The sequence below is a fragment of the Paracoccus lichenicola genome (assembly GCF_009708075.1).
Classification (GTDB): domain Bacteria; phylum Pseudomonadota; class Alphaproteobacteria; order Rhodobacterales; family Rhodobacteraceae; genus Paracoccus; species Paracoccus lichenicola.
Map to the genome: position 1 here is coordinate 165235 of NZ_WMBT01000002.1, position 26112 is coordinate 191346.

Below are 26112 nucleotides of genomic sequence, written 5' to 3' on the forward strand. Positions count from 1 at the left end.
CTGCGCCGCTCGCCCTCTTGCGCGCGGCGCCTTTTGCGTGGATGACGTTGGATCCGCAAGGCGGGGTGCGTCTTGACGAACCGGGGGCGATGCGAAACCCTTTGGCGACCAGACACAAGGCAAAAGGCCGCATGATGCCGCACACGACGCGCCGTTACCGAACCGCCAAGAAGATCCAGGCGACGGCGGTCCAGCTGGCAGTGCGCGACGGCCTGGCAAACGTCACGACCGAGGCGATCGCCCGGGAAGCGGGCATCAGCACCCGGACCTTCTTCAACTATTACCCCTACAAGGAAGCGGCGATGATGGGTCCGCCGCCCGATTATCCCGCCGAGGCGTCCGAGCAGTTCGTCGCGGGCACCGGCACCCTGATCGCCGATCTGGACCGCCTGATCACCGCGCACCTGTCCCGCTTCCTGGACGAACGCGAGTTGCTGGTCCACATCCTGGCGCTGTCGGACACCGATCCCAAGCTGGACGCGCTGCGCAATTCCACCATGCTGTCGCGCCGCGCCCAGATGCGAGAGCTGCTGCGCCGCCGCTGTCCCGCGACCCCGCCCGCCCAGATCGAGATCCTGGCCGCCGCCATCGTCGCCGCGACCAATGCCGCCACCAAGGCCTGGGCGGGCGGAGAGGTCGATGACTTCATCGCCGCCGCGCGCGAGAACCTGTCGCTGATCCAGCCCGCGGCCGACATGCTGAACCAGCGGCCCGCCTAGACGGCCAGCATCCTGCGGTAAAGGTTCTCGATGAAGGGGTCGGCCTCGATGAAGGGATCGTGACCGGGGCCAAGCACCGCGCGGACCTGCACGTCGAAATCGGCGTAATGCTGCGTCAGCGCCCAGATCGAGAAGATCAGGTGATGGGGATCCACCCGCGCCAGTCGCCCCTGGTCCATCCAGCCCTGCAGGATGGCGGCGGCGGTATCGACGATCTGGCGCAGGCTGCCGCCCAGGATTTCCGTCAGGTGCGGCGCGCCTTGCAGGATCTCATAGGCGAACAGGCGGCTTTCGCGGGGAAAGCGGCGCGACATGTCAAGCTTGGCGCGGACATAGCCCATGACCTCGGCCAGCGGCTCGCCCTGGGGGTCGATGCGGATCATCGGCGCCAGCCACATGTCCAGCAGCGTGGTCAGCAGCGTCTTGTGGATGTCGTCCTTGGACGCGAAGTAGTAAAGCACGTTCGGCTTGGACAGGCCCGCGGCCCGGGCGATCTGGTCCAGCGTCGCGCCGCGAAAGCCGTTGATCGAAAAGGCGGTCAGCGCGCCTTCCAGGATCAGGTCGCGATTCTTCTGCTGGATGCGGGTCAGGGGGGCGTCGGGCTGGTCTGCCATGTCTCGGCTCCGTCTCTGCAGATGGCGCAATTTTGGGCATCGGGTGGCGCAGCGCCCTTCTGGATGCTTGACTGGACCCTGCCCCGTGCTAGCGTGTTCCTGACCATTTGGTCAATAAAGGAAGGGGCTTAGGGGCGCATCGCCATCCTGCCCCGATCAAGCCGACCCTGCGGCAGAACGGGGCGGCCAGACAGGAAGGACACACGGATGACCGACGCCAGCGGGCCGGTTCCGGCTGCAAACATGCGGGTCGATGGCGAACGGCTGTGGGACAGCCTGATGCAGATGGCCCGGATCGGTCCCGGCGTGGCGGGCGGCAACAACCGCCAGACCCTGACCGATGCCGATGCCGAGGGCCGCGCCCTGTTCCGCCGGTGGTGCGAGGATGCGGGCATGACCATGGGCCTGGACCGCATGGGCAACATGTTCATGCGGCATGAGGGGGCCGAGCCGGATCTGGATCCGGTCTATATCGGCAGCCACCTGGACACCCAGCCGACGGGTGGCAAGTACGACGGCGTGCTGGGCGTGCTGTCGGGGCTGGAGGTGATCCGGTCGATCCGCGACATGGGGATCACCACGCGCCGCCCCATCGTGGTCGTGAACTGGACGAACGAGGAAGGCACGCGCTTTGCCCCCGCCATGCTGGCCTCGGGCGTCTTCGCGGGCGTCCTGACCGAAGATTACGCCAACAGCCGCACCGATGCGGATGGCAAGCGCTTCGGCGACGAGCTGGACCGCATCGGCTGGCGCGGGGACGAGGCGCCCGGCGCGCGCCCGATCCACGCGATGTTCGAATACCATATCGAGCAAGGCCCTATCCTGGAGGCCGAAAACAAGCAGATCGGCGTCGTGACTCACGGCCAGGGCCTGTGGTGGCTGCAGGTGACGCTGACCGGCAAGGACGCGCATACCGGATCGACGCCCATGTCCATGCGCGTGAACGCGGGGCTTGGCATGGCGCGCATCATCGAGGCCGTGCACCGCATCGCCATGGAGCACCAGCCCGATGCCGTGGGCGCCGTGGGTCAGGCGAATGTCTGGCCGAACAGCCGCAACGTGATCCCCGGCCGCGCGGTCTTCACCGTCGATTTCCGCTCGCCCGATCTGGCCAAGCTGACCGCCATGCGGGCGCGGCTGGAGGACGAGGCGCCGAAGATCGCCGCCGACCTAGGCCTGGGCATCACCATCGAGCCGGTCGGCCATTTCGACCCGGTGGCCTTCGATCCGGGTCTTGTCGAGACGGTCCGGGCGGCAGCGGAACGGCTGGGATACAGCCACAGGGACATCGTCTCGGGTGCAGGGCACGATGCCTGCTGGATCGCCAAGGTCGCGCCCACCGTGATGATCATGTGTCCCTGCGTGGACGGGCTGTCTCACAACGAGGCCGAGGAGATCAGCCCCGAATGGGCCAGCGCCGGGGCGGACGTGCTGCTGCACGCGGTGCTGGATGCGGCCGAGGTGGTGAGGTGAAATCGAAGGCCAGGGGCTTCGCGCCCCCGGACCCCCGCGGGATATTTGAACGAAGATGAAAGGGACGGCGATGAGCACGGTAATTCGCGGCGGAACGGTGGTGACGGCGGATCTGACCTACAAGGCCGACGTTCTGGTCGAACATGGCCGCATTGCGGCCATCGGCCAAGGCCTGACCGGCGACCGGGTGCTGGACGCCACCGGCTGCTTCATCATGCCCGGCGGGATCGACCCGCATACGCATCTGGAGATGCCCTTCATGGGCACCTATTCCGCCGACGACTTCGACAGCGGCACGCGCGCGGCGCTGGCGGGCGGGACGACGATGGTGGTGGACTTCGCCCTGCCCTCGCCCGGCCAGGGGCTGCTGGACGCCTTGCGGATGTGGGACAACAAGTCGGGGCGGGCGCATTGCGACTACAGCTTCCACATGGCCGTGACCTGGTGGGGCGAGCAGGTGTTCGACGAGATGCAGGCGGTGGTGGATCGCGGCATCACCAGCTTCAAGCACTTCATGGCCTACAAGGGCGCGCTGATGGTGAACGACGACGAGTTGTTCAGCAGCTTCCGTCGGGTGGGCGACCTGGGCGGCGTGGCCCTGGTCCATGCCGAGAATGGCGATGTGGTGGCCGAACTGTCCGCCCGCCTGCTGGCCGAGGGCAACACCGGCCCCGAGGCCCATGCCTATTCTCGCCCCCCGCAGGTCGAGGGCGAGGCCACCAACCGCGCCATCATGATCGCCGACATGGCGGGCGTGCCGCTGTATGTGGTCCACGTGTCCTGCGAGGACAGCCACGAGGCGATCCGCCGGGCGCGCGCGCAAGGCAAGCGGGTCTGGGGGGAACCGCTGATCCAGCACCTGACGCTGGACGAGAGCGAGTACTTCAATGCCGATTGGGACCATGCCGCGCGGCGGGTGATGTCGCCCCCCTTCCGCAACAAGCTGCATCAGGACAGCCTGTGGGCGGGGCTGCAATCGGGGTCTCTGTCGGTGGTGGCGACGGATCATTGCGCCTTCACCACGGCGCAAAAGCGCACGGGGATGGGCGATTTCACCAAGATCCCGAATGGCACCGGCGGGTTAGAGGATCGGATGCCGATGCTGTGGACCCATGGCGTGGCGACCGGGCGACTGACGCCGAACGAGTTCGTGGCCGTCACCTCGACCAACATCGCGAAGATTTTGGGGATGTATCCCCGGAAGGGTGCGGTGCTGGTGGGGTCGGACGCCGATCTGGTCGTCTGGGATCCCGAGGCGGAGAAGGTGATCACCGCGGGCAGCCAGCAATCGGCCATCGACTACAACGTGTTCGAGGGGCAGCGGGTAAAAGGTCTGCCGCGTTACGTCCTGACGCGCGGGCATGTGGCGGTGAACGGCGGGACATTGGACTCACGCGAGGGTCATGGAGAATTCGTCGCCCGGGAACCGCGCGGCACCGTGAACCGCGCTCTGTCGGCTTGGAAGGAACTGACCGCGCCAAGGCCGGTAGAGCGGTCGGGCATTCCGGTGAGCGGGGTATGATAACTTCGGCGATGGAACGCTATGGGCTGGACAAGCGATTCAGCCGCTTTGTTGTCTGGACGATGTTCTGGACGGTAATTTGTGGTCTTTTCCTGATCGCCTTGCACGCGGTGTTCGCAGATCACCCCGACTCCGGCATCGGTTTGGCGATCATTTACTTGGTGTTCGGCGGCATTTATGCGGCCTCCTGCGCCCTGATCGCATTTGGAACGTGGTTCCTGCCATCGGTCATCGTCTTCGGCCGGGTCTTTCGTCGGCTGCGGCGCAGGTTCCGCGACAGAACGGCAGCGATGATCGCAGGCATCGTTACAGCCCTTGTCGGCAGCATCGCCTTTTACGTGATCGGAACCTTGATCGGGCGAGACTTCGACGGCATCCATGCCCTGATCATCCTGTTCGGGCCGGTTTCGCTTTTCGTCGCGCCTGTGGTGGCGTGGTGGGTTTATCGCCGCAATGCATCCCAACCTTTTCAAGAAACCGCATGACGCCCGTCATCACCGCCCGCGACATCTCCCTCACCTTCACCACCGCCGACGGCCCGGTCCACGCGCTCAAGGACGTGAGCCTCACCATCAACCCCGGCGATTTCGTCAGCTTCATCGGCCCCTCGGGCTGCGGCAAGACCACCTTCCTGCGCACCATCGCCGCTTTGGAGACCCCCACCGGCGGGACGCTGTCCGTCAACGGCATGACCCCCGACGCGGCGCGCAAGGCGCGGGCTTACGGCTATGTCTTCCAGGCGCCGGGCCTCTATCCCTGGCGGACGATTGCCGGGAACATCAGCCTGCCGTTGGAGATCATGGGCTTTTCCCGCGCCGACCGCGCGCAGCGGATCCGGCGGGTGCTGGACCTCGTGGACCTGACCGGCTTCGGGAGCAAGTATCCCTGGCAGCTGTCGGGCGGGATGCAGCAGCGCGCCTCCATCGCGCGCGCGCTGGCCTTTGACGCCGACATCCTGCTGATGGACGAACCCTTTGGCGCGCTGGACGAGATCGTGCGCGACCGGCTGAACGAGGCGCTGCTGGATCTGTGGAAGAAGACCGGCAAGACCATCGGTTTCGTCACGCATTCCATCCCCGAGGCGGTGTATCTGTCCACCCGGATCGTCGTCATGTCGCCGCGTCCGGGGCGGATCACGCGGGTGATCGACAGCCCCCTGCCCCGCGACCGCCCGCTAGAAATCCGCGACACGCCCGAATTCATCGCGCTGGCCCAGCAGGTGCGCGAAGGGCTGCGCGAGGGGCACGGCTATGACTGATGCGGCGGCAAATGGTGGGGTGAACCCGGCCCTGCGGGGCGGCTTGCCGATCCTGACCGTGCTGCTGGCGATTGTCGCGGTCTGGTATGGGGCGGCGGTCTGGATGAACGCCCCTTGGGTCCGCGACCAGGCGGCGCGGGCCGAGGCGACCCTGACCGCCCCCGACCTGATCCGCCAGACCCTGACGCTGGACCGCCCGGTCCTGCCCGCGCCGCATCAGGTGGCGGCGGGGCTGTGGGACGGGATCGCGGGGCAGAAGATCACCTCGAAGCGCAGCCTGGTCTGGCATGGCTGGGTCACGCTGTCGGCGACGTTGGCGGGCTTTGCCATCGGGACCATGGCGGGGATTGCCCTGGCCGTGGGGATCGTTCACAACCGCGCCATGGACCAGTCGGTCATGCCCTGGGCGGTCGCCAGCCAGACGGTTCCGATCCTGGCCATCGCGCCGATGGTGATCGTGGTCATGGCAAGCGCGGGCGTCACGGGCCTGCTGCCCAAGGCGATCATCGCGGCCTGGCTGTCGTTCTTTCCGGTCCTCGTCGGCATGGTCAAGGGGCTGCGCACGCCCGACGCGATGCAGCTGGACCTGATGCGCAGTTGGAATTCCAGCCCCGCGCAGGTCTTCTGGCGGCTGCGGCTGCCAAGCTCGCTGCCCTATCTGTTCGCCAGCCTCAAGGTCGCCATCGCCGCAGCCCTGGTCGGCACCATCGTGGGAGAGCTTCCGGCGGGCGCCACGGCGGGGCTTGGCGCGCGGCTGCTGTCGGGCAGCTATTACGGGCAGACGGTACAGATCTGGTCGGCGCTGTTCGCGGCCGCGATCCTCGCCGCCCTGCTGGTGATGCTGATCGGCGCGCTGGAACGGCTGACCCTGCGCCGCATGGGGTTGGCATGACCGGCGCGCTGCCCATCATCGCGGTCTGGCTGGGGGCCTTGGCGCTGAACACCTGGCTGGCGCGCTTCGACACGCGCGCGACCCGGCTGGCGGTGGCGCTGATCTTCGGCGCGACGATCCTGGCGCTGTGGGAAATGGCGGTGCGGATCTATGCCGTCCCTTCGGTGATCCTGCCCGCGCCCAGCCGGATCGGCGTCAGCTTCATGCAGAACACCGCGATCCTGTGGACCGATTTCGTCCAGACGATCCTGAAGGGCGCGCTGACCGGTTGGCTGATCGGCGCGGGTGCCGCCGTGCTGACCGCCATCGCCATCGACCGCAGCCCCTTTCTGCAACGCGGCCTGCTGCCCATCGGCAATTTCGTGGCCGCCCTGCCCATCGTCGGCATCGCGCCGATCCTGGTGATGTGGTTCGGCTTCGACTGGCAGTCCAAGGCCGCGGTGGTCGTGGTCATGGTGTTCTTTCCGATCTTGGTGAACATGGTGGCGGGACTTGCCGCGACCGATCCCATGCAGCGCGACCTGATGGCGACCTGGGCCGCGCCCTATGGCGCCAGCCTGTGGAAGATGCGCCTGCCCGCCGCCATGCCGTTCCTGTTCAACGGGCTGAAGATCACCACCACGCTGGCCCTGATCGGCGCCATCGTGGCCGAATTCTTCGGCAGTCCGACCAAGGGCATGGGGTTCCGGATCTCGACCGCCGTGGGGCGGCTGGATCTGCCGCTGGTCTGGGCGGAAATCCTTGTGGCGGCGATCGCGGGATCGCTGTTCTATGGCATCGTGGCGCTGATCGAAAAGAAGGTGACGTTCTGGCACCCGTCGCAGCGCCGTCAACGGGGCTGACGCCCCAAACGCAGGAGAGGTAAGAATGAAGACACTGATGCTGGGCACCGCCATCGCCTTGGCCGCAGGCACCGCAGGCGCGCAGGAACTGACCCTGCAACTGAAATGGGTCACGCAGGCCCAGTTCGCGGGATATTATGTCGCCAAGGACAAGGGTTTTTATCAGGAGGAAGGCCTGGACGTGACCATCCTGCCCGGCGGCCCGGACATCGCGCCGACGCAGGTGCTGGCGGGCGGCGGGGCGGACGTGATCGTCGAATGGATGCCCGCGGCACTCGCCGCGCGCGAAAAGGGCCTGCCGCTGGTCAACATCGCGCAGCCCTTCAAGGCGTCGGGGATGATGCTGACCTGCCTCAAGGAAAGCGGCATCACGGACCCCAAGACCGACTTCAAGGGCAAGACCCTGGGCGTCTGGTTTTCCGGCAACGAATACCCCTTCCTGTCCTGGATGAGCCAGCTTGGCCTGTCCACCGAGGGTGGCCCGGAGGGCGTCACGGTCCTGAAGCAGGGCTTCAACGTCGATCCCCTGCTGCAAAAGCAGGCGGCCTGCATCAGCACCATGACCTATAACGAATACGGCCAGGTCCTGGACGCCGGCATCGCGCCCGAGGATCTGGTGACGTTCAAGTACGAGGACCAGGGCGTCGCCACGCTGGAGGACGGCCTTTACGTCCTGGAAAGCACGTTGCAGGACGACGCCAAGGTCACCGACCTGGTCAAGTTCGTCCGCGCCAGCATGAAGGGCTGGAAATACGCCGAGGAAAACCCCCAGGAAGCGGCCGAGATCGTGCTGGAGAATGACGAGACCGGCGCCCAGACCCTGGACCACCAGGTCCGCATGGTCACGGAAATCGGCAAGCTGACCGCGGGCAGCGACGGCACCCTGGACGAGGCCGATTATCAGCGCACCGTGGACACGCTGATGGCGGGCGGGTCCGCGCCGGTGATCTCGAAAGCGCCGGAAGGGGCCTTCACCCACACCATCACCGACCGCGCCTTCGACTAGAGCTTCTTCTTCATGCAAATATCCTCGGGGGGAATCCCCGCAGGGGATGGGGGGCAGACAGCCCCCCTTCTTTCCCTTGCAAGGCCACGCGCCACCCGCCATAGCAGCGCCCATGAGCCTGCCGCCACCCAGACACAGCCTGACCGACGACGCCCAGGGCATCGCCTTCGGCAGCTTCATGGCCGCCGTCAGCGTGGTGCTGCTGACGCATCTGGGCTTTGTCACGGGCCAGACGGCGGGGTTGGCGATCCTGATCGGCTACGGCACCGGCTGGGCCTTCGGGCCGGTTTTCTTCGTGATCAACCTGCCGTTCTATTGGCTGGGCTGGAAACGCTTCGGGCCGACGTTCGTCGCGAAAAGCTTCCTGGCCGTCGCCCTCCTTTCGGCGCTGACGATGATCCTGCCCGATTACCTGCACTTCGGCCGGATCCACCCGGCCGTCGGCGCCGTGCTGGCGGGCTGCCTGACAGGGGCGGGGATGCTTGCGCTGTTCCGGCATGGATCGTCGCTGGGCGGGATCGGGATCGTCGGGCTTTACATCCAGGATGCCACGGGCTTCCGGGCCGGATGGGTGCAACTGGGCTTCGATGCCGTCCTGTTCGGGGTCGCGCTGACGCTGCGCGATCCCGTGACGGTGGGGTGGAGCTTTCTGGGCGCGCTGATCCTGAACCTGACCATCGCGGTGAACCACCGCAAGGACCGCTATATCGCCTGACGGCGCGGGGGCGGTCGCCCGCCCCCGGCCTGCTTACCGTGCGGTCTCGCGGATCACCTCGCCCCGCGGGTCCAGTTCCAGCGTCACCGGTTCGCCCTGCGGGTTGGTCGCCTCCAGCATCAGGCGCGGGCCTTCCGCCCGCAGGAAGCCGAAGTCCTTGTAGCCCGCCTGCGTCAGCGCCTGGTTGACCGCCACGGCGTCGAAATCCGCCGGGACCGGCACGGGGCCGCGCGCATCCGCGCCGCGCGGACCTTCGCCGCGCGGGCCGTGGTCTCCGGGACCATGCCCGGCCGACCGCGGACCGTGTTCGTGATGCTTGCCGGGGCCGCGGTCGCCGCGGCGTTCCTCGCCCGGGCGATCCCGTTCAGGACCCCTGCCCTCCTCGCGGCCAAAGCGCAGCACGCGGCCGTCCTGGTCGAACTCGGCGCGCATGTCCTCGCCGTTCGCATCCTCGCCCTCGACCATCACGCGGCCGTCGCGGGCCATGATCTGCTCGATGCGGTCGAACTGGCCGATCACCTCGTTGCCCTGGACGGCCTGGGGCAGCAGCGTGGCGACCAGATCGGCGGGGATGGCGGCATCGTCCACCTCGACCCCGACCAGGGTGTTCTGCCGGTCGAACAGCGCCTCGATCTCGGCGCCGGTGGGCTGGCGGCCGGTGATCTCGACATGTTCGGGGCGCTGATTGATCTCGGTGATGGATCCGAACAGCGTCATCACCGGCTGCCCGCGCAGATCCGCCGGGACCATGGCATCGACCAGCGTTTGCGGCAGGACGCCGCCGTCCGCCTCGACCTCGACCAGGTTGCCAGCCATGTCGATCCTGGCCTCGATATCGACGCCCTCGGTGGTGCGGCCATCGACCTCGCGGATGCCGTCGCGCTTGGTTTCCATCCGCAGGTTGTTCAGGTTCAGCCCCGCCAGCGGCGCGGGCAGGTCCGTCGCGGCAGGGGCGGTTTGCGCCATGGCGGTGGTGCCAAGCCCGGCAATCAATGCCAGCATGGCGGCCGAAGTGGTGAATTTGCGCATGACCATGATCGTTGTCCTTTCGATTTTCCGGGCGACAAGGCGCCCTGACGAATCAGGTTTTACCAACCTGTCACCGAATGAATCGCCAATGGTCCGTTTGGTTTCCATTTGGGTTCAAACCGCTAGACTGGCGCCATGAGGATGATCCGCGCCCTTGCCCTGTGCCTTCTGACCTGCGCCCCCGCGCAGGCCCAGGATGTCGCGCCCGAGGGGATCGAGCAGTTCCGCCCCCTGCCCCTGCACCAGGTCGCGGCTGCGGTGTCGGAACGCTATGCCGGGCGGCTGCTGGCCGCCGATACCCGCGCGCCGCGCCCCGAGGAACGCGAGCTGGGCGCGGAACTGGTTTATCAGTTCCGGCTTGTGACCCCGCAGCGGAACCTGCTGGACATCCGCATCGACGCGCGGACCGGGCGGTTCCTGTCGGTGTCGGGCCGGGGCCAGCTTGCCGCACGCCAGGCGGCGCAGGATTGAAGGAAACAGAATGCGCGCCTTGATCGTCGAGGATGACCCGGCCCTGTCGGGCCAGCTTGCCGCCGCCCTGGGGGACGCGGGCTTCGTCACCGACTGCGCGGCGGACGGCACGCAGGGCGAATACCTGGGCGCGACCGAATCCTATGACGTGGCGGTCCTGGATCTGGGCCTGCCCGGGATGCCGGGGATCGAAGTGCTGACCCGGTGGCGGGACGCGGGGCTGACCCTGCCCGTGCTGATCCTGACCGCGCGCGGCGACTGGACCGACAAGGTCGCGGGCTTCCGCGCCGGGGCCGATGATTACGCCGTCAAGCCCTTCCGCCTGGACGAGGTCGTGCTGCGCTGCCAGACCCTGATCCGCCGCGCCGCAGGCCATGCCCGTCCGGTGATCCGCGCCGGCACCCTGGCGCTCGACAGCCAACTGGGCGTCATCACCCGCGACGGCATCGCATTGAAGCTGACCGCGTTCGAGCAGCGCATCCTGGCCTATCTGATCCACCACCAGAACCGCATCGTGTCGCGCACGGAACTGTCCGACCACCTGTATGACACGGACACCGACCGCGACTTCAAGTCCATCGAGGTCGTGATCGGCCGCCTGCGCCGCAAGGTCGGGGACGGCGTGATCGAGACCCGCCGGGGCGAGGGGTATCTGCTGCGGGCGCCCGCATGATCCGGTCCATCCGGGGGCGGCTGCTGCTGCTGGCCGCCGTCTGGCTGGGCGCGGCGCTGCTGGCGGCGTTCCTGTTCATCTCGGCCCTGCTGGAGGATTTCGTCACCGACCGCTTCGATGCCGAGGCGGCGGCCTTTGCCGATGCGCTGCTGGCCGAGATCCAGGTCGAGGATGGCCAGGTCGAACTGGACGATCCCCCCGCCGATCCGCGCTTCGACCTGCCCCTGACCGGCTGGTATTGGCAGATCCAGACGGGGGACGCGGTGATCGCCCGGTCGGGATCGCTGCTGGACGGGCGCTTGCAGGCCCCCCCGGGCGATTTCGCGGGCGGCAGGGGCGTGGGGGCGGACGGCGCGGCCCTGCGCGTGCTGCGGCGGCAGGTCAGCTTGCCCGACAGCGATGCGCCGGTCGCGGCGGTCGTGACCGCGCCGCAAGGCCAGATCGACGACAGCCTGCGCCAGATCAGCCGCCCCCTGGGGATCGCGCTGGCCGTCTTGGGCGTGGTCACGGCGCTGGCCAGCGTCGTCCAGGTCACCGCCGGGTTGCAGAGCCTGGACCAGGTGCGCCGCGACCTGGGCCGCGTCCGCGCGGGGACCAAGGATCGCCTGACCCCGCCCCCCGTCAGCGAGTTGCGCCCTCTGGTGGCCGAGATCAACGCGGCGCTGGACGGGAACGCCGCCCTGCTGGCCCGGTCGCGGCAGCACCTGGGCAACCTCGCCCATTCGCTGAAGACGCCGCTGGCCGCGCTGGCGAACGAACTGCCTTCGGGTCACAAGGGCCAGGCGCTGATCGCCCGCATGGACCGGCTGATCGGCTGGCACCTGCGCCGCGCCCGATCCGCCGGGCCGAAGGTTCTGGGCCAGCGGACCCCGGTGCGCCCGGTGATCGACGACATCCTGATGGTGCTGCGCTGGCCCATGCGGGACAAGGGCATCGCCGCGGCCATCGACTGCCCCCCGGACGCCGCCTTCGCCGGAGAGCGTCAGGATCTGGAGGAGATGATCGGCAACCTGTGCGACAACGCCGTGAAATGGGGCCGGACGCGCCTGGCGATCACGGTCGCGCAGACCGACCGCCTGACCATTCTGATCGAGGATGACGGCCCCGGCATGGCCGACACCGACGCCCCCCGCGCACTGATCCGGGGCGGGCGGCTGGACGAACACGGCGCCTCGGGGTCAGGACTGGGGCTTGCCATCGTGGCCGATCTGGCGGCGCTGCATGGCGGCGGGCTGCGGCTGGAACGGTCGCCCTTGGGCGGCCTGGCGGCTGTTCTGGACCTGCCTGCCTGAAATTTTCGCAAATTGCCTTGGGCCAAAGTTTTACCATTTGATAAAAAATCTGACCTGTGCCAGCCTGATCCTTGCCAACAGGTGAGCCAGGAGACGCAAATGTCCCAAGCACGACTGGCGCCGGGCGTCGTTCCCGGCCGCCTTGCCCCCCATGAACTCGCGGCGAATTTCGCCGATGTCGCCCCGCCGCTGGACGATCACGAGGCCCGCATCGCCGCCGACCGCTGCTATTTCTGCCACGATGCGCCCTGCATCACGGCTTGTCCCACCAGCATCGACATCCCGCTGTTCATCCGCCAGATCGCCACGGGCACGCCGGACGCGGCGGCGATGACCATCTTCCACGCCAATATCCTGGGCGGCATGTGCGGCCGCGTCTGCCCGACCGAAACCCTGTGCGAGGGCGCCTGCGTCCGCATGGAAGCCGAGGGCAGGCCGGTCGAAATCGGCGCCCTGCAACGCTATGCCACCGACGGGCTGATGGCGCAGGCCACGCACCCGTTCCGCCGCGCCGCGCCCACCGGCAAGCGCATCGCTGTCGTGGGCGCGGGACCAGCGGGCCTGTCCGCCGCACATCGGCTGGCCGCCAAGGGCCACGATGTCACGATCTTCGAGGCGCGGCCCAAGCCCGGCGGGCTGAACGAATACGGCATCGCCAGCTACAAGGCGGTGGACGGCTTTGCCCAGGCCGAGGTGAACTGGCTTCTGGGCATCGGCGGCATCACCCTGCGCCACGACCAGCGCCTTGGCCGCGACATCACCTTGGAATCGCTGCGGGCGGAATACGACGCCGTGTTTCTGGGCATGGGCCTTGGCGGCGTCAACGCCCTGCGGGCCGAGGGAGAGGAGCGGCGCAACGTGCTGGATGCCGTCAGCTTCATCCGCGACCTGCGGCAAGTGTCCGACCTGACCACCCTGCCCGTGGGCCGCGACGTGGTGGTGATCGGCGGCGGCATGACGGCGGTGGACGCCGCCGTGCAGGCGAAACTGCTGGGCGCGGAAAACGTCACCATCGTTTATCGCCGCGACCAGTCGCAGATGGGCGCCAGCCGCCACGAACAGGACCACGCCACCCGGGCCGGGGTGCGCATCATCTGCAACGCCGCGCCCGTGAAGGTCCATGGCAACGGCGCCGTCGTCGAGGTCGAATTCGCCTATACCGCCATCGACCCCGACGGCGGCTTGCGCCTGACCGACGACCGCTTCCGCCTGAAGGCCGACCAGGTCTTCCGCGCGATCGGCCAGCGGCTGGACGGCGTGCCCGAAGACCTGGCGCTGGACGGGGGCAAGATCGGCATCGCTGGTCCCGGCCGCACCAGCATCCCCGGGGTCTGGGCGGGCGGCGACTGCGCGGCGGGCGGCGACGACCTGACCGTCACCGCCGTGGCCCAGGGCCGCGACGCCGCCGAGGACATCGACGCCCATCTGACCGGCCGTCCGGTCGAGCTTCCCGGCTGAGGAGACATCATCATGGCCGACCTGCGCAGCGATTTCGTCGGGATCAAGTCCCCCAACCCGTTCTGGCTGGCATCCGCCCCGCCTACGGACAAGGAATACAACGTCCGCCGCGCCTTCCAGGCCGGTTGGGGCGGCGTGGTGTGGAAGACGCTGGGATCCGAAGGCCCGCCCGTGGTCAACGTGAACGGCCCCCGATACGGCGTGATCCACGGCCCCGACCGGCGCGTCCTGGGGATCAACAACATCGAACTGATCACCGACCGCCCGCTCGAGGTGAACCTGCGCGAGATCAAGTCGGTCAAGCGCGACTATCCCGACCGGGCCATGGTCATCAGCCTGATGGTGCCCTGCGACGAACAATCCTGGCGCGACATCCTGTCCCGGATCGAGGACACCGGCGCCGACGGGGTGGAACTGAACTTCGGCTGCCCGCACGGCATGTCCGAACGCGGCATGGGGTCCGCCGTGGGCCAGGTGCCGGAATACATCGAGATGGTGACGCGGTGGGTCAAGCAATACAGCCGGATGCCCTGCATCGTGAAGCTGACCCCCAACATCACCGATGTCCGCAAACCCGCCGAGGCCGCGATGCGCGGCGGGGCCGACGCGGTCAGCCTGATCAACACCATCAACTCGATCACCTCGGTCGATCTGGACCTGTTCGCGCCCCAACCCACCATCGACGGCAAGGGCGCGCATGGCGGTTACTGCGGGCCTGCGGTGAAACCCATCGCGCTGAACATGGTGGCGGAAATCGCCCGCAACCCCGCCACCTACGGGCTGCCCATCAGCGGCATTGGCGGCGTCACAACCTGGCGCGACGCGGCCGAGTTCATGGCGCTTGGCGCAGGCACGGTGCAGGTCTGCACGGCGGCGATGACATACGGCTTCAAGATCGTGCAGGAAATGATCTCGGGCCTGCGCGATTACCTGGACAGCCGCGACATGGCGATGTCGGACCTGATCGGGCGCGCGGTGCCCAACGTCACCGACTGGAACCAGCTGAACCTCAACTACGTCACCAAGGCCCGCATCGACCCCGACCTGTGCATCAAGTGCGGCCGCTGCTATGCCGCTTGCGAGGACACGTCCCACCAGGCCATCGCCATGAAGCCCGGCCGCGTCTTCGAGGTGATCGAGGAGGAATGCGTCGCCTGCAACCTGTGCCTGGATGTCTGCCCGGTCGAGAACTGCATCGACATGCGCGAACTCGCGGTGGGCGAAATGGACCTGCGCACCGGCATCCGCCGCGGCCCCTATGCCAACTGGACGACCCATCCGAACAACCCGATGGCGGTCAAGGCGGCAGAATAAGCCGCCGAGCCAGGGGCCGGATTTCCCGGCCCCGGCAGAGGCAAACAAATTATACAAAAGGCTGGAACAAAAGCCATTGCAACGGGTTGACCGATGCTGCTTGCCATCAAGGAGGCGGAGGCATGTGGTCCAAGACAGTGCATTTCGTCCACGAAATAGACGGACTGGTCGAGATCGACAGTACGCTCGACGCCCTGGTGGTGCTGGACAAGTGGTGGCAGAAATTCGACGGCCCGGCCTACAGGGAGGCGATCAATGCCTGCATCGGCGCCCTTCAGGGCAAACTGCCCGATGACGCGGCCCGCATTGCCTTTGTCATGGCGCTGACCGAAGGCGGTGTCGAAAGCGTCTGACGGTCAGACCCGGGGGGCCTTGGCAAGGGTGCCGCCTTGCCCTTCGACCATGAAGATCATCGGCTGATGCGAAAGCGGCCCCTGGGGGCCGCTTCCCGTTGCTGGTGCCGGTTCCTACTGGACCAGCATCTTGTCATGTTGCGTGTGGCGCATGGCAAGCTTCCTGCCCATGCGGCCCGACACGAGCGTGCGCGCGGCAGGCGCCACGTAGTCACGATCCCCGAGTTCCGGGAACAGCGTGAAGATTTCCTCCTGCGCCGCCTTGCCCACGGACTTGAGCGCCTCGGGTCCGGTGTAAAGGGACTCGGTTTCGGCACCGTTCGAGATCACGACCTCGTGCCGGTCGAACAGAAGGTGGAAGTACTCGACCGCGTCTAGGTCGTCGGCGATGTCGATGCCGTCCAGCAGGACCAGTTGCTTGGCGGCCACAAGAACCTCGGCGGCGCCGAACAGGCGCTGCGCGATCTTCGAGCGCACCAGGATGCGGTGCTGCGGCGAGACGACCAGGTCCCGTGCAGGCACACCCTGCCCCAAGGCCCCGGCCTTGATGCGGATCGGCCGCAGCCGGGGCAAGGCCGCCAGGGTTCCCGCGTTCACGCTGGTTTGGCCGATCCAGCGCAAGGGCTGCGCCCCGTGGTCGCGCGTCAGGACCAGATCGCCCGCCTTCAGATCCTCGATCACGACCGGACCGCGCGGTGTCTCGATCATCGTGCCGCCCGCGAAGCAGACGACCTCGACCGTGACGAAGCCGATGTCGGTCGTGCCGGTGCCATCGCCGATCTGATAGGTGATCGTCTCGGTGCCAAGGTTGCCCGAGGTGTCGAAGGTCAGCGTGCCGTCGGCATTGAGCGTCACCACGGTGCCCGACACCAGTGTCACGCTGTCGCCTGCCAACACGTCCTGCCCGTTGATCTGGGTGATCTTCAGCGTCACCCCCGCCGCTGCCGTGTCGTTGGCCAGAGCGTCAACGACGACCGAACTGTTGCGGCCGGCCTCTGCCGTGTCGGCATTGGCCACAACGGCCGTCTGGAGGCTGTCCGCCACGATCATTAGGTTGGAATCGTAGGCTGCGTCGCCCGCATCGGCGATGCCGATCCAGATGGTGTTCGCCACTCCGGGATTGACGGGCGCCTTCAGGGTCAGCGTGACGGTGAACCCGTCCATTTCCGTGTTGTACTGGCTGGCGGTGTTATCGACGTAAAGGTTTTCGTTGCGGGGCGTGCCGCCGTTGCTGCCCCCGTCGGTGATGTTGTCGATCGAGATGTCGCCGCTGCCGATGGTCAGTTCCGCGCGTTGTCCGTTGACGAACACGCCCACGGCATCGTTGAAGCCTCCATTCACGTATTCGGGATATTCCTCGGACGAGAACACGAGCTGCATCGTCAGGACCGGACCCTGGGGAATGAAGGTCGCTTCGAGGATCGACGCGTCCCGGGTCGGCACACCGGCGATCGCATCCAGCAAGGGGTTGCCATTGGCACCGGACGTGTCCGTGGTGGTGCCCCCGGTCTGGTTCGCATTTCCAGAGCCGGTCGCACTCGTGAAGCTGTCCGCCCGTCCGGTGGACAGGATGATCCCCCTGTCAGAGGGTACGGCGCCGGGCGAGACCGTCTCGCCGTTGGTGTAGATCCCCTTGGAAAGGGCATCCCCGGAGTAGGTTGCCGAGACGAGCTGGACGCCATCTCCGAACATGGTTTCAGCGAGTTGTGTCGCGTTGGCAGACGTGTCCACCGGAAGCTTGGTTGCCAGGACCATCGATGTTTCCTTAAGAAAGGTTAACGGAATTCGCGCCCTCTCCCTAAGGGGGAAGAATCGTTAAAAGGTCAACTGTTGATTGTGTTCAGCGCACAAATACATTTCCAGGCGTCCCGGATAAGCAGCAAATTGCTTGCGACAAGGAATACTGTTGCCATGATCAACCGCAGGCAGCGGCTTGGCGGGGACCATCAGGAACAGGGTGGCCGGGGCTGCTCTGCGACTTCATGACGCACAGGCAGGGTCGTCGAAATGCGCTGTGAAACGACAGGGACCGGGGCGATGGTCGGGGCGAGAAGATTCGAACTTCCGGCCTACGGTACCCAAAACCGTCGCGCTACCAGGCTGCGCTACGCCCCGACGGGTTACGCTTAGCGTAACATGCGGGCGGGGAAAAGCCCTAGCCGCAGGGCAGCGCGGCCAAATCCTGGGGCAGACGGGGATGGGCCATCGGCTGGCCGACGGACAGGCCAAGCCGGTCCGCCTCGCCCCCGCCGATCTCCAGGATCATCTGGCGTTCGGGCCGGGGATCGCCCGGCGCGGCGCCCGGGATGGGGGTTTCGTCCAGCGGCACGGCGTTGCGGTGGATGTGGCGGATGGTTCCGGTCCGGTCCAGGAAGACCAGGTCCAGCGGAACGAAGGTGTTGCGCATCCAGAAGCTGACGGGGCGCGGGCTGTCATAGATGAACAGCATCCCGGTTCCCGGATCCAGCTTGCGCCGGAACATCAGCCCGCGGGCACGCTCGGCCTCGTCATCGGCAACCTCGACCCGGACCGCCACGGGATCGCCGCCGGCCTGGAAGACGACGCTGTCCGGCGAACAGGCCAGCGAACCGGCCGATGCGCCGGAAGCGCCCAACCACAAGAGCAAGGCGGCAAGCGCCGCCCTATTCGGCGACATGCGTGATGAAATCCTTGACCTCTTGCGCCTGATCGCCAAGGCCGGGGGCGTCCAGCGACCGGGTGCCCTGCTCGGTTCCCCGGTCCCAGCTGGTGACCTGCGCCGCCATCAACCCGCGCGGACCTTCCACGACGCGGATGCCGATCGCCTCGCCGATGGTCAGGTCGGCAAAGGCGGAATGACGCAGCACCTCGACATGCAGGAAGACATCGTCGGGATGGCCGAAGATATTGGCGAAACCGAATCCCTTGGACTTGTCGAACCACTTGACGCGTGCGGGGCGCAGGGGAAGCGTTTCCAGCTGCTCGATCACGCCGTTGTCCAGGTCGGCAATGGGCGCGCCTTGGGACAACGGAGGCTCGATCGACACGACCTCGGTCGCTTGCAGGCCACGCTGCGTCGGCTGAATCCAGACGGTCACGCGGGACTGGTCGGCCACCGAACTGCGTCCGAAATTCCGCAGGACATTGGCGTGCAGCAGGATGTCCGTGCCGCCTTCCTCGTTCAGGATGAAGCCATAGCCCTTGGTCGGGTCAAACCACTTGACCAGCCCGCATACCAGCTTCGATCCCTTCTCTTCCGTCATCTCACCACCACATGCGCACTGCGCGTCTTTGTTGTACCCTCAAATAAACCACAAAACCGTTAAAAAGCGCCCGACTGGCGGCGGTCAATCACGGAAAACAATGGCGAGCAAAACAAACTCGACGCCATTTGTCATGGTCAGCCACCAGGAACTTCTCGTCAAGCCCTAGGGTGACAGCCTTTGAATAAACCACCTGCCATTCGCCTCTTTGTCCCACCGGAAACGGTCATGCAACCGGAAAGCGCCGTCGGCCCAAAACTCGATCTGGATTGGGGCTATTCGGAACCCACCCCAGAACGTCGGGCGCGGAGGGCGGGTTCCGTAGTGTAAGCCCAATTTCGCGACCTCGGCCACAAGCGCGGCACGGCTTTCCAGCGGCTGCGACTGGCGCGAGGCCCAGGCCCCCAGCCGGCTTTGCAGCGCGCGGCTGTCGTAATAGGCATCGGCCTGCGGCCCTTCGACGCGGGTGACATCGCCGCGCACGCGGATTTGGCGGCGCAGGGACTTCCAGTGCATCACGAAGGCGGCCTTGCCGGTCGCGGTGATCTGCCGGCCCTTGGCGCTGTCGTAGTTGGTGTAGAAGACAAAGCCGCCCTCCGTGCCCTGCCCTTCGATTTCCTTCAGCAGGACCATGCGCGCATCAGGCATCCCGTCCGCATCGACGGTGGCCAGCGCGATGGCGTTCGGGTCGTTCGGCTCGGTCTCCTCGGCCTCGGCCAGCCAGCGGCGGGCGATGTCGAAGGGGTCGTCGCCCGCAAACAGTCCGTCTCGATCAGCCATGGTGCTTGTCCTTGCGCTTGATGCTTGCAACCCTTTGTCCTAAGCACCTTTACAAAGGGTTGAAAGCGCGGAAGGCGGCACATGTCAAGCGAGCAGAAGCAGGGCCTGATGGCCGGAAAACGCGGTCTCGTCATGGGACTGGCGAACGACAAGTCGATTGCCTGGGGGATCGCCCGCGCCGTCGCCGCCGAAGGGGCCGAGCTTGCCTTTTCCTATCAGGGCGAGGCGCTGAAGAAGCGCGTCGATCCGCTGGCCGCGCAGCTTGGATCGTCGCTGGTGCTGCCCTGCGATGTCAGCGACGAGTCCTCGATTGACGCGCTGTTCCAGACCCTGCGGGGGGAATGGGACAGCCTGGACTTCGTGGTCCACGCCATCGGCTTTTCCGACAAGGACCAGTTGCGCGGCCGTTACGCCGACACGACCCGCAGCAACTTCCTGATGACGATGGACATCTCGGTCTATTCCTTCACCGCCGTGGCGCGGCACGCGTCGGCGATGATGCCCGACGGGGGCAGCCTGCTGACGCTGACCTATTACGGGGCCGAGCGCGTCATGCCGCATTACAACGTCATGGGCGTCGCCAAGGCCGCGCTGGAGGCCTCGGTCCGCTATCTGGCCGAGGATCTGGGCAAGGACGGCATCCGCGTGAACGCGATCAGCGCCGGGCCGATCAAGACGCTGGCCGCCAGCGGCATCGGCGATTTCCGCTATATCATGAAGTGGAACGAGTTGAACTCTCCCCTGCGGCGCAATGTCACGCAGGAAGACGTGGGCAATTCCGCCCTGTACCTGCTGTCGCGGCTTGGCGCGGGCGTGACGGGCGAGACGCATCATGTGGACGCGGGCTATCACGTGGTCGGCATGAAGGCGGTCGATGCGCCGGACATCGCGACCGTCAAGAAGGACTGACCGGCGGCCATGACCATCACCGCCGACCAGCTTGTGCTGTTCGTGGGCACGCTGGCCGTGGCGATCCTGTCGCCCGGTCCCGGCGTGATCGCGGTCAGCCAGGGCGCATTCGCCCTGGGGCGCAGGCGCGCGCTGCCCTATGCCTGGGGGCTGGCGCTCGGCGCCTCGGTCTGGTGCCTGTTCGCGCTGCTGGGGCTGACGGTGGTCTTTCGCCTGCTGCCCTGGACCTATGTCGCGCTGAAGGTGCTGGGCGGGACCTATCTGGTCTGGATCGCCTGGAAGATGTGGCGCCACGCCCCCGACCCCCTGCCCGATCCGGGGACGGACAGCCGGGGCATGGGATTCACGGGCGGCATGATGCTGAACCTGTCGAACCCCAAGCCCGCGCTGTTCTATTCGGCGGTGCTGCTGTCGGTCTTTCCCGTCCTGCTGACGGCAGGCGACAAGCTGGCGATTTACGCCACGGCAGCCGGGGTGGAACTGGCATTTTATACCGCGCTGGCATCCTTGATGGCTTTGCCTTGGCTGCGGCGCAGGTATTATGCCGCGAAATTCTGGATCGACCGCGCGGCGGGGCTGGCCATCGGGTTGCTGGGCCTGTCGCTGATCCTGCGCCACTGAAAGGGACTTCGATGATCGACCGCTTGCCCCACGAAAAGGGTTTCCACGTCAGCTGGGACCAGTTGCACCGCGACGCCCGCGCCCTGGCCTGGCGGCTGGACGGGACCGACTGGCGCGCGGTGGTGGCCGTCACGCGCGGCGGGCTGGTGCCCGCGATGATCGTGGCGCGCGAGCTGGACATCCGCGTGATCGACACGATCTCGATCCGGTCCTACAAGGGCGTCGGATCTGATGCGGGCCAGGGCCAGCTCGAGGTGCTGAACCGGCCTGACCCCGCGCTGATGGGCGATGGCGAGGGGATCCTGGTCATCGACGACCTGGTCGATTCGGGCCGCACGCTGGAGCTGATCCGCGAGATGTATCCCCGGGCGCATTTCGGCACCGTCTATGCCAAGCCCAAGGGCAAGCCGATGGTCCAGACCTATGTGACCGAGGTCAGCCAGGACACCTGGATCTTCTTTCCCTGGGACATGGCGCTGCAATACGTCCAGCCTTATCGCGGCGAGGACTGATCCCCGGATTCGGGACTGCCTGCGGAACCGGCAGGCAGGTCAGGCATTGTTTCCTCAATCGCGCATCGCACGCCATGCGCGCCATCTTAGGAGGAAAGACATGCGCCAGTTGATGTTGAGCACCGCCCTGGTCCTGCCGTTGGTGATGGGACCGGCGATGGCCCAGGACACTGCCACCACGCCTGCCCCCGCCGACCCCGCGACCAATACAACTATGGGTGCCGACACCGCGCCCGCCGCCGAGGTTCCGGCCTCCGAGAACGCCGAAGCCGCGGCGGATGCCGCCGACGCGGCCCAGGTCGCGGCCAGCGGCAAGGTGGAACAGCAGCAGGCCGAGAACGAATTGCGCATCGACTGGATCACCGATGCGACCGTCAATTCCCCCGACGGCAATGCCATCGGCGAGATCAACGACGTGATCGTCGATGCCGAGGCGGGCACGATGAAGGCCGCCGTGATCGGCGTGGGCGGTTTCCTGGGGATCGGCGAAAAGCAGATCGCGGTTCCGTGGGACCAGCTGACGATCAACTATGACGCCCAGCAGATCACCAGCGACCTGACCCAGGAGGAAGCCGAGGCCGCGCCGGAATACGTCTTCCGCGAACAGGAACAGGCCCCGGATGCGGCAGGCGCCACGGGCGCGGACAACAGCGGCATGACCGCGGGCGGCACAGCGTCAGAGGGCACCATGACCACGGCGCCCATGCCCGGCGCGCCGGTCGCAACCCCTGATTCGGCGGCGGCCACGACGACCGATCCGGCAATGCCGGCTGATGCCGCCGCGACGGGCGCCCCTGCCCCGGCGGACACGGCCGAAACGCCCGCGACCCCGCCGATGGGATCCGACGCGGCCGCCCCGGCGGCGGGTGGCACGACGGCCCCGGCCAACTGATCCCTTGTCGCACCACGGCACGGACGGTCCCCGGAAACGGGGCCGTTTGCCGTTCAGTTGCCGCGCACGAAGCGCGCCGCGCCTTCGGCGGCCCGTTGCAGCGCGCGGCTCTTGTTCACGGTTTCCATGAATTCGGATTCCGGGTCGCTGTCATAGACGATCCCGCCCCCCGCCTGGATATACAGCGCGCCGTCCTTCAGAACGCCCGTGCGCAGGGCGATGCACATGTCCATCTCGCCATTGGCGGCAAAATAACCCACCGCCCCGCCATAGACGCCGCGCTTCTCGGGTTCCAGCTCGTCAATGATTTCCATCGCGCGGACCTTCGGCGCGCCCGAGACCGTGCCCGCGGGCAGGCCCGCCAGCAGCGCGGACAAGGCATCCTCGCCGTCGCGCAACTCGCCCACGACGTTTGAAACGATATGCATGACGTGGCTATAGCGTTCGATCACGAACTGCTCGGTCGGGTGGACAGTGCCGGGCTTCGCCACGCGGCCCACGTCGTTGCGGCCCAGATCCAGCAGCATCAGGTGTTCGGCCAGCTCCTTCTGGTCGGCCAACAGGTCGGCTTCCAGCGCGCGGTCCTGGGCCTCGTCCGCGCCGCGAGGGCGGGTGCCGGCGATGGGGCGGATCGTCACCTCGCCGTCGCGCAGGCGCACCAGGATCTCGGGCGAGGCGCCGACGATCTGGAAGCCGCCCAGGTTCAGGAAGAACATGAAGGGCGACGGATTGGTGCGGCGCAGGCTGCGATAAAGCGCGAACGGCGGCAGCGGGAAATCCATCCGCCAGCGTTGGCTGGGCACCACCTGGAAGATGTCGCCCGCGCGGATATAGTCCTTGGCCTTTTCCACCGCCGCCAGATAGGCATCCTTGGAAAAGTTCGACACGGGTTCCCCGATGCGCGCTTCATGGCCCAGGGCGCGGGGTTCCGAGGGCTGGCGGTCCAGCGACCGCAGCGCGTCCATCACCCGTTCGGCGGCCTGGGCATAGGCCGCGCGCGCGTTGTCCGACCCGTCGTGCCAGGCCGGCGCGCAGAGCGTGACCTCTCCCTTCACGCCGTCCAGCACCGCCACGACCGAAGGGCGCATCAGCATCGCGTCGGGCAGGCCCAGCGGGTCGGGGTTCACATGCGGCAGGCGCTCGACCAGGCGGATCATGTCGTAGCCCAGATAGCCGAACAGGCCCGCCGCGACGGGGGGCACGCCGTCCGGCATGGCCTCGATGCGGCTTTCCGCGATCAGGGCGCGCAGGCTGTCCAGGGCGGGGCGGTCGTCTGGCTGGAAATCGTCGGAAAACCGCGCCTGACGGTTGATGCGGGCCTTGCCGTCGCGGCAATCCCAGATCAGGTCGGGCTTCATGCCGACGATGGAATAGCGGCCCCGCACCTCTCCGCCGGTCACGGATTCCAGCATGAAGGACATGGGGGCGGCTTCCGCCAGCTTCAGCATCAGGCTGACGGGCGTGTCCAGGTCGGCGGCCAGGCGGATGGTGACAAGCTGGTTCTGGCCAGCCTTCCACGCGGCCTCGAAGGCGGCGAAATCGGGCGTCAATTCCATCACTGGACCTGCGCGTTAATGGCGTTGATGGCCGACTGGTCCAACTGGATGCCCGCATCGCGTTGCACCGCGCGGGCGTAGTAATCGAAGATGTCCGATTGCAGCGACTGGCCCAGACGGTCGCGCACGGCCTCGTTGATGCGCAGCGCCTCCTCGGAGGCCAGATCGGCCTCGTCGATGGCGTCAAGGCGCAGCAGGATCACCCGGTTCTCGGCATCGACGACCTCGACCTCGCCAGGCTCGGCCATGGCGAAGGCGCGGGTGACGGCTTCCGCCGGGGCGCCCTCGATCCAGCCGTCGCGGGTGATGTCCTTGACTTCGGTCCATTGCGGCGCGGGCTGGCCCTCGGGCGCGGCGGGGGACAGGCGCTGTTCCTCGGCCAGGGCCAGAAGCTGCCGGTGCGCCTCGGCCCGGCGCCAGTCGGCCTCGACTTCCTCGCGCACGTCCTCGAAGGGCTTCAGCGTCGGCGGCACGACCTGGTCCAGCCGCAGGGCAAAGACGCCGCCGTCGTCCAGGTTGGCCAGTTCCGGGAAATCGGCTTCCGAGATTTCGGCCGCCCGGTCGCGGAACGCCTGGTAACCGGCGATGCTGCCTTCGGCGGGCGCGGCATCCGCCGACCAGTCGATGGTGCCAAGCTCCAGCTCGGTTTCCTCTGCCACCTGCTCCAGCGAGGCGCCGCCGGCCAGCAGATCCTCGTACTCGGCCGAGCGTTCCTCGATGGTGCGGGCGGCGCGGTCCACGGCGGCTTCGGCGCGCAGATCCTCGCGCGCCTGCTCGAAGGGGATGTTCACCGGCTCCAGGATGGCATGGACGGAAAACAGCGCGGGTCCCAGGTCGGTCTGGACAGGACCGACGGTGCCGGGCTGCTCCAGGGCAAAGACCGCCTCGCCCGCCGCGCCCAGGTCAGCCTGCGACACCTCGCCCAGTTCGGCATCCTCGGGCTGCAAGCCGCGCTGGATCACGAAGGTCTCGAACGGGGCCGTGCCCGCGTCGATCTGCGCCTTGGCGGCCCCGGCCTCCTCGGCCGTGGGGAAGACCAGGCGGCTGACCATGCGGCGTTCGGGGCGCTGGTATTCGTCGATGTTGGCGTCATAGGCGGCGCGAAGCGCGGCCTCGTCCAGCTGGACCGAGGGGGCCAGCATCTCTGGCGTCAGCCAGGCATAGGTGATCTTGCGCAACTCGGGCGCGGTGAAGCGGTCGGCATTGGCACTGTGCCAGGCTTTCAGCGTTTCCTCGTCCGGTTGGGCGATCGGCGCGGGCAGCATGTCGGCGGTCAGTTCGCGCCAGGACACGTCGCGGCGTTCCAGGATCCACTTGGCGGTCGTCTCGACCACGGGCGCGGGCGCATTGACGCCGCCCGCCACGGCGCGCTGGATCAGCAGGCGGGCCTCGTCGGTGCGGACCTCGCGCTCGAACTCGGCTTCGGACAGGTTCTCGCGGCGCAGCACGTCGGCATAGGCCGTGCGGTCGAAGCTGCCGGTCGGGCCTTGGAAGGCGGGCGCCTCGGCGATGGTCTGGCGCACCCGGTCGTCGCCCACCGACACGCCGATGCGACGGGCCTGCTCCTCCAGCGCGGCGGCGGTGATCAGTTGCGACTGCACCGCCTGCGGCAACCCGATGGCCTGGGCCTGCGCCATGGTCAGCGCCTGGCCGGTCTGCTGCCCATAGGCGTTCATCTGCTGGCGCAGCGCGCGGGAATAATCCTCGGCGGTGATAGTGGTGCCGCCGACCGAGCCGATGGCGGTGGATCCGCCCGAGAAGCTGGTCACGCCGAAGCCGCCCAGGCCCAGGATCATCAGGCCCAGCAGCAGCCAGACGATGGTGGATTTCCCGTGTGTCCGCAGGTTCTTCATGGCCCGCCCTTCCCTCGTGGTCGTGTGGGGTTTCTTTAGGGCGCGCGCGGCCCCGCCACAAGCCTGTCAGCCAGCAAAGCCGCGCAGCCGCCGGGCGGGGCGGCAATTCGGGACAC

27 protein-coding genes and 1 tRNA gene are annotated in these 26112 nt (G+C 67.2%); 19 read left to right on the forward strand and 9 right to left on the reverse strand.

Annotated features, from left to right (window positions below; all coding sequences use genetic code 11):
• Positions 1-134: 134 nt before the first annotated feature.
• Positions 135-719: a TetR/AcrR family transcriptional regulator gene (locus tag GIY56_RS04285; protein WP_196053542.1), complete on the forward strand. Its 585-nt coding sequence runs from the start codon at positions 135-137 to the stop codon at positions 717-719.
• On the opposite strand, the gene GIY56_RS04290 is transcribed toward GIY56_RS04285, so the two are convergent.
• Positions 716-1333: a TetR family transcriptional regulator C-terminal domain-containing protein gene (locus GIY56_RS04290; RefSeq protein WP_154763579.1), complete on the reverse strand. Its 618-nt coding sequence runs from the start codon at positions 1331-1333 to the stop codon at positions 716-718. The two genes, GIY56_RS04285 and GIY56_RS04290, sit on opposite strands and share 4 nt — an antisense overlap.
• Positions 1334-1540: 207 nt before the next feature.
• On the opposite strand from GIY56_RS04290, the gene GIY56_RS04295 reads away from it, so the two are divergent.
• From GIY56_RS04295 to GIY56_RS04330, 8 genes are all read left to right on the forward strand, one after another.
• Complete coding sequence (locus GIY56_RS04295) at positions 1541-2806, forward strand: Zn-dependent hydrolase (protein ID WP_196053543.1); 1266 nt, start codon at positions 1541-1543, stop codon at positions 2804-2806.
• A gap of 70 nt (positions 2807-2876) precedes the next feature.
• Positions 2877-4328 (forward strand): dihydropyrimidinase, encoded by a 1452-nt coding sequence (gene hydA, locus GIY56_RS04300; protein WP_154763580.1) that lies wholly within the window; start codon positions 2877-2879, stop codon positions 4326-4328.
• 11 nt (positions 4329-4339) lie between these two features.
• On the forward strand, positions 4340-4813 hold the full coding sequence (locus tag GIY56_RS04305) for a hypothetical protein (protein ID WP_154763581.1): 474 nt from the start codon (positions 4340-4342) through the stop codon (positions 4811-4813).
• The gene (locus tag GIY56_RS04310; RefSeq protein WP_154763582.1) at positions 4810-5586 is read left to right on the forward strand and encodes an ABC transporter ATP-binding protein; all 777 of its coding nucleotides are present in this window, start codon (positions 4810-4812) and stop codon (positions 5584-5586) included. The genes GIY56_RS04305 and GIY56_RS04310 overlap by 4 nt, the downstream gene beginning before the upstream one ends.
• A 31-nt stretch (positions 5587-5617) precedes the next feature.
• Positions 5618-6478 carry an ABC transporter permease gene (locus GIY56_RS04315; RefSeq protein ID WP_154763901.1) on the forward strand — a complete coding sequence of 287 codons (861 nt, stop codon included), beginning with the start codon at positions 5618-5620 and terminating at the stop codon, positions 6476-6478.
• A complete protein-coding gene (locus GIY56_RS04320) occupies positions 6475-7320 on the forward strand; it encodes an ABC transporter permease (RefSeq protein WP_154763583.1) in 846 nt (281 codons plus the stop codon). Before GIY56_RS04315 ends, GIY56_RS04320 begins: the two co-directional genes overlap by 4 nt.
• A 25-nt stretch (positions 7321-7345) precedes the next feature.
• Positions 7346-8326 carry an ABC transporter substrate-binding protein gene (locus tag GIY56_RS04325; RefSeq protein ID WP_154763584.1) on the forward strand — a complete coding sequence of 327 codons (981 nt, stop codon included), beginning with the start codon at positions 7346-7348 and terminating at the stop codon, positions 8324-8326.
• Between the two features lie 112 nt (positions 8327-8438).
• Positions 8439-9041 carry a YitT family protein gene (locus GIY56_RS04330; RefSeq protein ID WP_154763585.1) on the forward strand — a complete coding sequence of 201 codons (603 nt, stop codon included), beginning with the start codon at positions 8439-8441 and terminating at the stop codon, positions 9039-9041.
• A gap of 33 nt (positions 9042-9074) precedes the next feature.
• On the opposite strand, the gene GIY56_RS04335 is transcribed toward GIY56_RS04330, so the two are convergent.
• Positions 9075-10076: a hypothetical protein gene (locus GIY56_RS04335; protein ID WP_154763586.1), complete on the reverse strand. Its 1002-nt coding sequence runs from the start codon at positions 10074-10076 to the stop codon at positions 9075-9077.
• A 129-nt stretch (positions 10077-10205) separates the two neighbouring features.
• On the opposite strand from GIY56_RS04335, the gene GIY56_RS04340 reads away from it, so the two are divergent.
• The 6 genes from GIY56_RS04340 to GIY56_RS04365 all read left to right on the forward strand — a co-directional run bounded on the left by GIY56_RS04340 (position 10206) and on the right by GIY56_RS04365 (position 15631).
• Positions 10206-10541, forward strand: a complete 336-nt coding sequence (locus GIY56_RS04340; protein WP_154763587.1) for a PepSY domain-containing protein — start codon at positions 10206-10208, stop codon at positions 10539-10541.
• A gap of 10 nt (positions 10542-10551) precedes the next feature.
• Positions 10552-11214 (forward strand): response regulator transcription factor, encoded by a 663-nt coding sequence (locus GIY56_RS04345; RefSeq protein ID WP_154763588.1) that lies wholly within the window; start codon positions 10552-10554, stop codon positions 11212-11214.
• Entirely contained in the window at positions 11211-12506 is a 1296-nt protein-coding gene (locus tag GIY56_RS04350) for an ATP-binding protein (RefSeq protein WP_154763589.1), read from the forward strand. Before GIY56_RS04345 ends, GIY56_RS04350 begins: the two co-directional genes overlap by 4 nt.
• A 99-nt stretch (positions 12507-12605) precedes the next feature.
• On the forward strand, positions 12606-13964 hold the full coding sequence (locus GIY56_RS04355; protein ID WP_154763590.1) for an NAD(P)-dependent oxidoreductase: 1359 nt from the start codon (positions 12606-12608) through the stop codon (positions 13962-13964).
• A gap of 12 nt (positions 13965-13976) precedes the next feature.
• Entirely contained in the window at positions 13977-15278 is a 1302-nt protein-coding gene (gene preA, locus GIY56_RS04360; protein ID WP_154763591.1) for an NAD-dependent dihydropyrimidine dehydrogenase subunit PreA, read from the forward strand.
• A 122-nt stretch (positions 15279-15400) separates the two neighbouring features.
• A complete protein-coding gene (locus tag GIY56_RS04365) occupies positions 15401-15631 on the forward strand; it encodes a DUF982 domain-containing protein (protein ID WP_154763592.1) in 231 nt (76 codons plus the stop codon).
• A gap of 114 nt (positions 15632-15745) precedes the next feature.
• Here the strand turns inward: GIY56_RS04365 and GIY56_RS18335 are convergent, their stop codons facing one another.
• The 5 genes from GIY56_RS18335 to pdxH form a co-directional block, all read right to left on the reverse strand.
• Positions 15746-17386 carry a Hint domain-containing protein gene (locus GIY56_RS18335; protein ID WP_196053544.1) on the reverse strand — a complete coding sequence of 547 codons (1641 nt, stop codon included), beginning with the start codon at positions 17384-17386 and terminating at the stop codon, positions 15746-15748.
• A gap of 283 nt (positions 17387-17669) precedes the next feature.
• Positions 17670-17746: transfer RNA gene (locus GIY56_RS04375), tRNA-Pro, on the reverse strand.
• Positions 17747-17786: 40 nt separating this feature from the next.
• A complete protein-coding gene (locus tag GIY56_RS04380) occupies positions 17787-18287 on the reverse strand; it encodes a DUF192 domain-containing protein (protein ID WP_154763593.1) in 501 nt (166 codons plus the stop codon).
• Complete coding sequence (locus GIY56_RS04385; protein ID WP_154763594.1) at positions 18274-18873, reverse strand: cold-shock protein; 600 nt, start codon at positions 18871-18873, stop codon at positions 18274-18276. Before GIY56_RS04385 ends, GIY56_RS04380 begins: the two co-directional genes overlap by 14 nt.
• 165 nt (positions 18874-19038) lie before the next feature.
• Positions 19039-19653 (reverse strand): pyridoxamine 5'-phosphate oxidase, encoded by a 615-nt coding sequence (gene pdxH, locus GIY56_RS04390; RefSeq protein ID WP_154763595.1) that lies wholly within the window; start codon positions 19651-19653, stop codon positions 19039-19041.
• Positions 19654-19734: 81 nt separating this feature from the next.
• On the opposite strand from pdxH, the gene fabI reads away from it, so the two are divergent.
• The 4 genes from fabI (at position 19735) to GIY56_RS04410 (ending at position 22587) form a co-directional block, all read left to right on the forward strand.
• Positions 19735-20562, forward strand: a complete 828-nt coding sequence (fabI, locus tag GIY56_RS04395; protein ID WP_154763596.1) for an enoyl-ACP reductase FabI — start codon at positions 19735-19737, stop codon at positions 20560-20562.
• Positions 20563-20571: 9 nt separating this feature from the next.
• Positions 20572-21183 carry a LysE family translocator gene (locus GIY56_RS04400; protein WP_154763597.1) on the forward strand — a complete coding sequence of 204 codons (612 nt, stop codon included), beginning with the start codon at positions 20572-20574 and terminating at the stop codon, positions 21181-21183.
• 11 nt (positions 21184-21194) lie between these two features.
• Entirely contained in the window at positions 21195-21695 is a 501-nt protein-coding gene (gene gpt, locus GIY56_RS04405; protein ID WP_154763598.1) for a xanthine phosphoribosyltransferase, read from the forward strand.
• 100 nt (positions 21696-21795) lie between these two features.
• Positions 21796-22587, forward strand: coding sequence for a PRC-barrel domain-containing protein (locus tag GIY56_RS04410; protein ID WP_154763599.1), 792 nt, complete (start codon positions 21796-21798; stop codon positions 22585-22587).
• A 53-nt stretch (positions 22588-22640) separates the two neighbouring features.
• On the opposite strand, the gene trpE is transcribed toward GIY56_RS04410, so the two are convergent.
• Both trpE and GIY56_RS04420 read right to left on the reverse strand, forming a co-directional pair.
• Positions 22641-24143 carry an anthranilate synthase component I gene (trpE, locus tag GIY56_RS04415; protein WP_154763600.1) on the reverse strand — a complete coding sequence of 501 codons (1503 nt, stop codon included), beginning with the start codon at positions 24141-24143 and terminating at the stop codon, positions 22641-22643.
• Complete coding sequence (locus GIY56_RS04420) at positions 24143-25996, reverse strand: peptidylprolyl isomerase (protein WP_230312275.1); 1854 nt, start codon at positions 25994-25996, stop codon at positions 24143-24145. Before GIY56_RS04420 ends, trpE begins: the two co-directional genes overlap by 1 nt.
• Between the last annotated feature and the right edge of the window lie 116 nt (positions 25997-26112).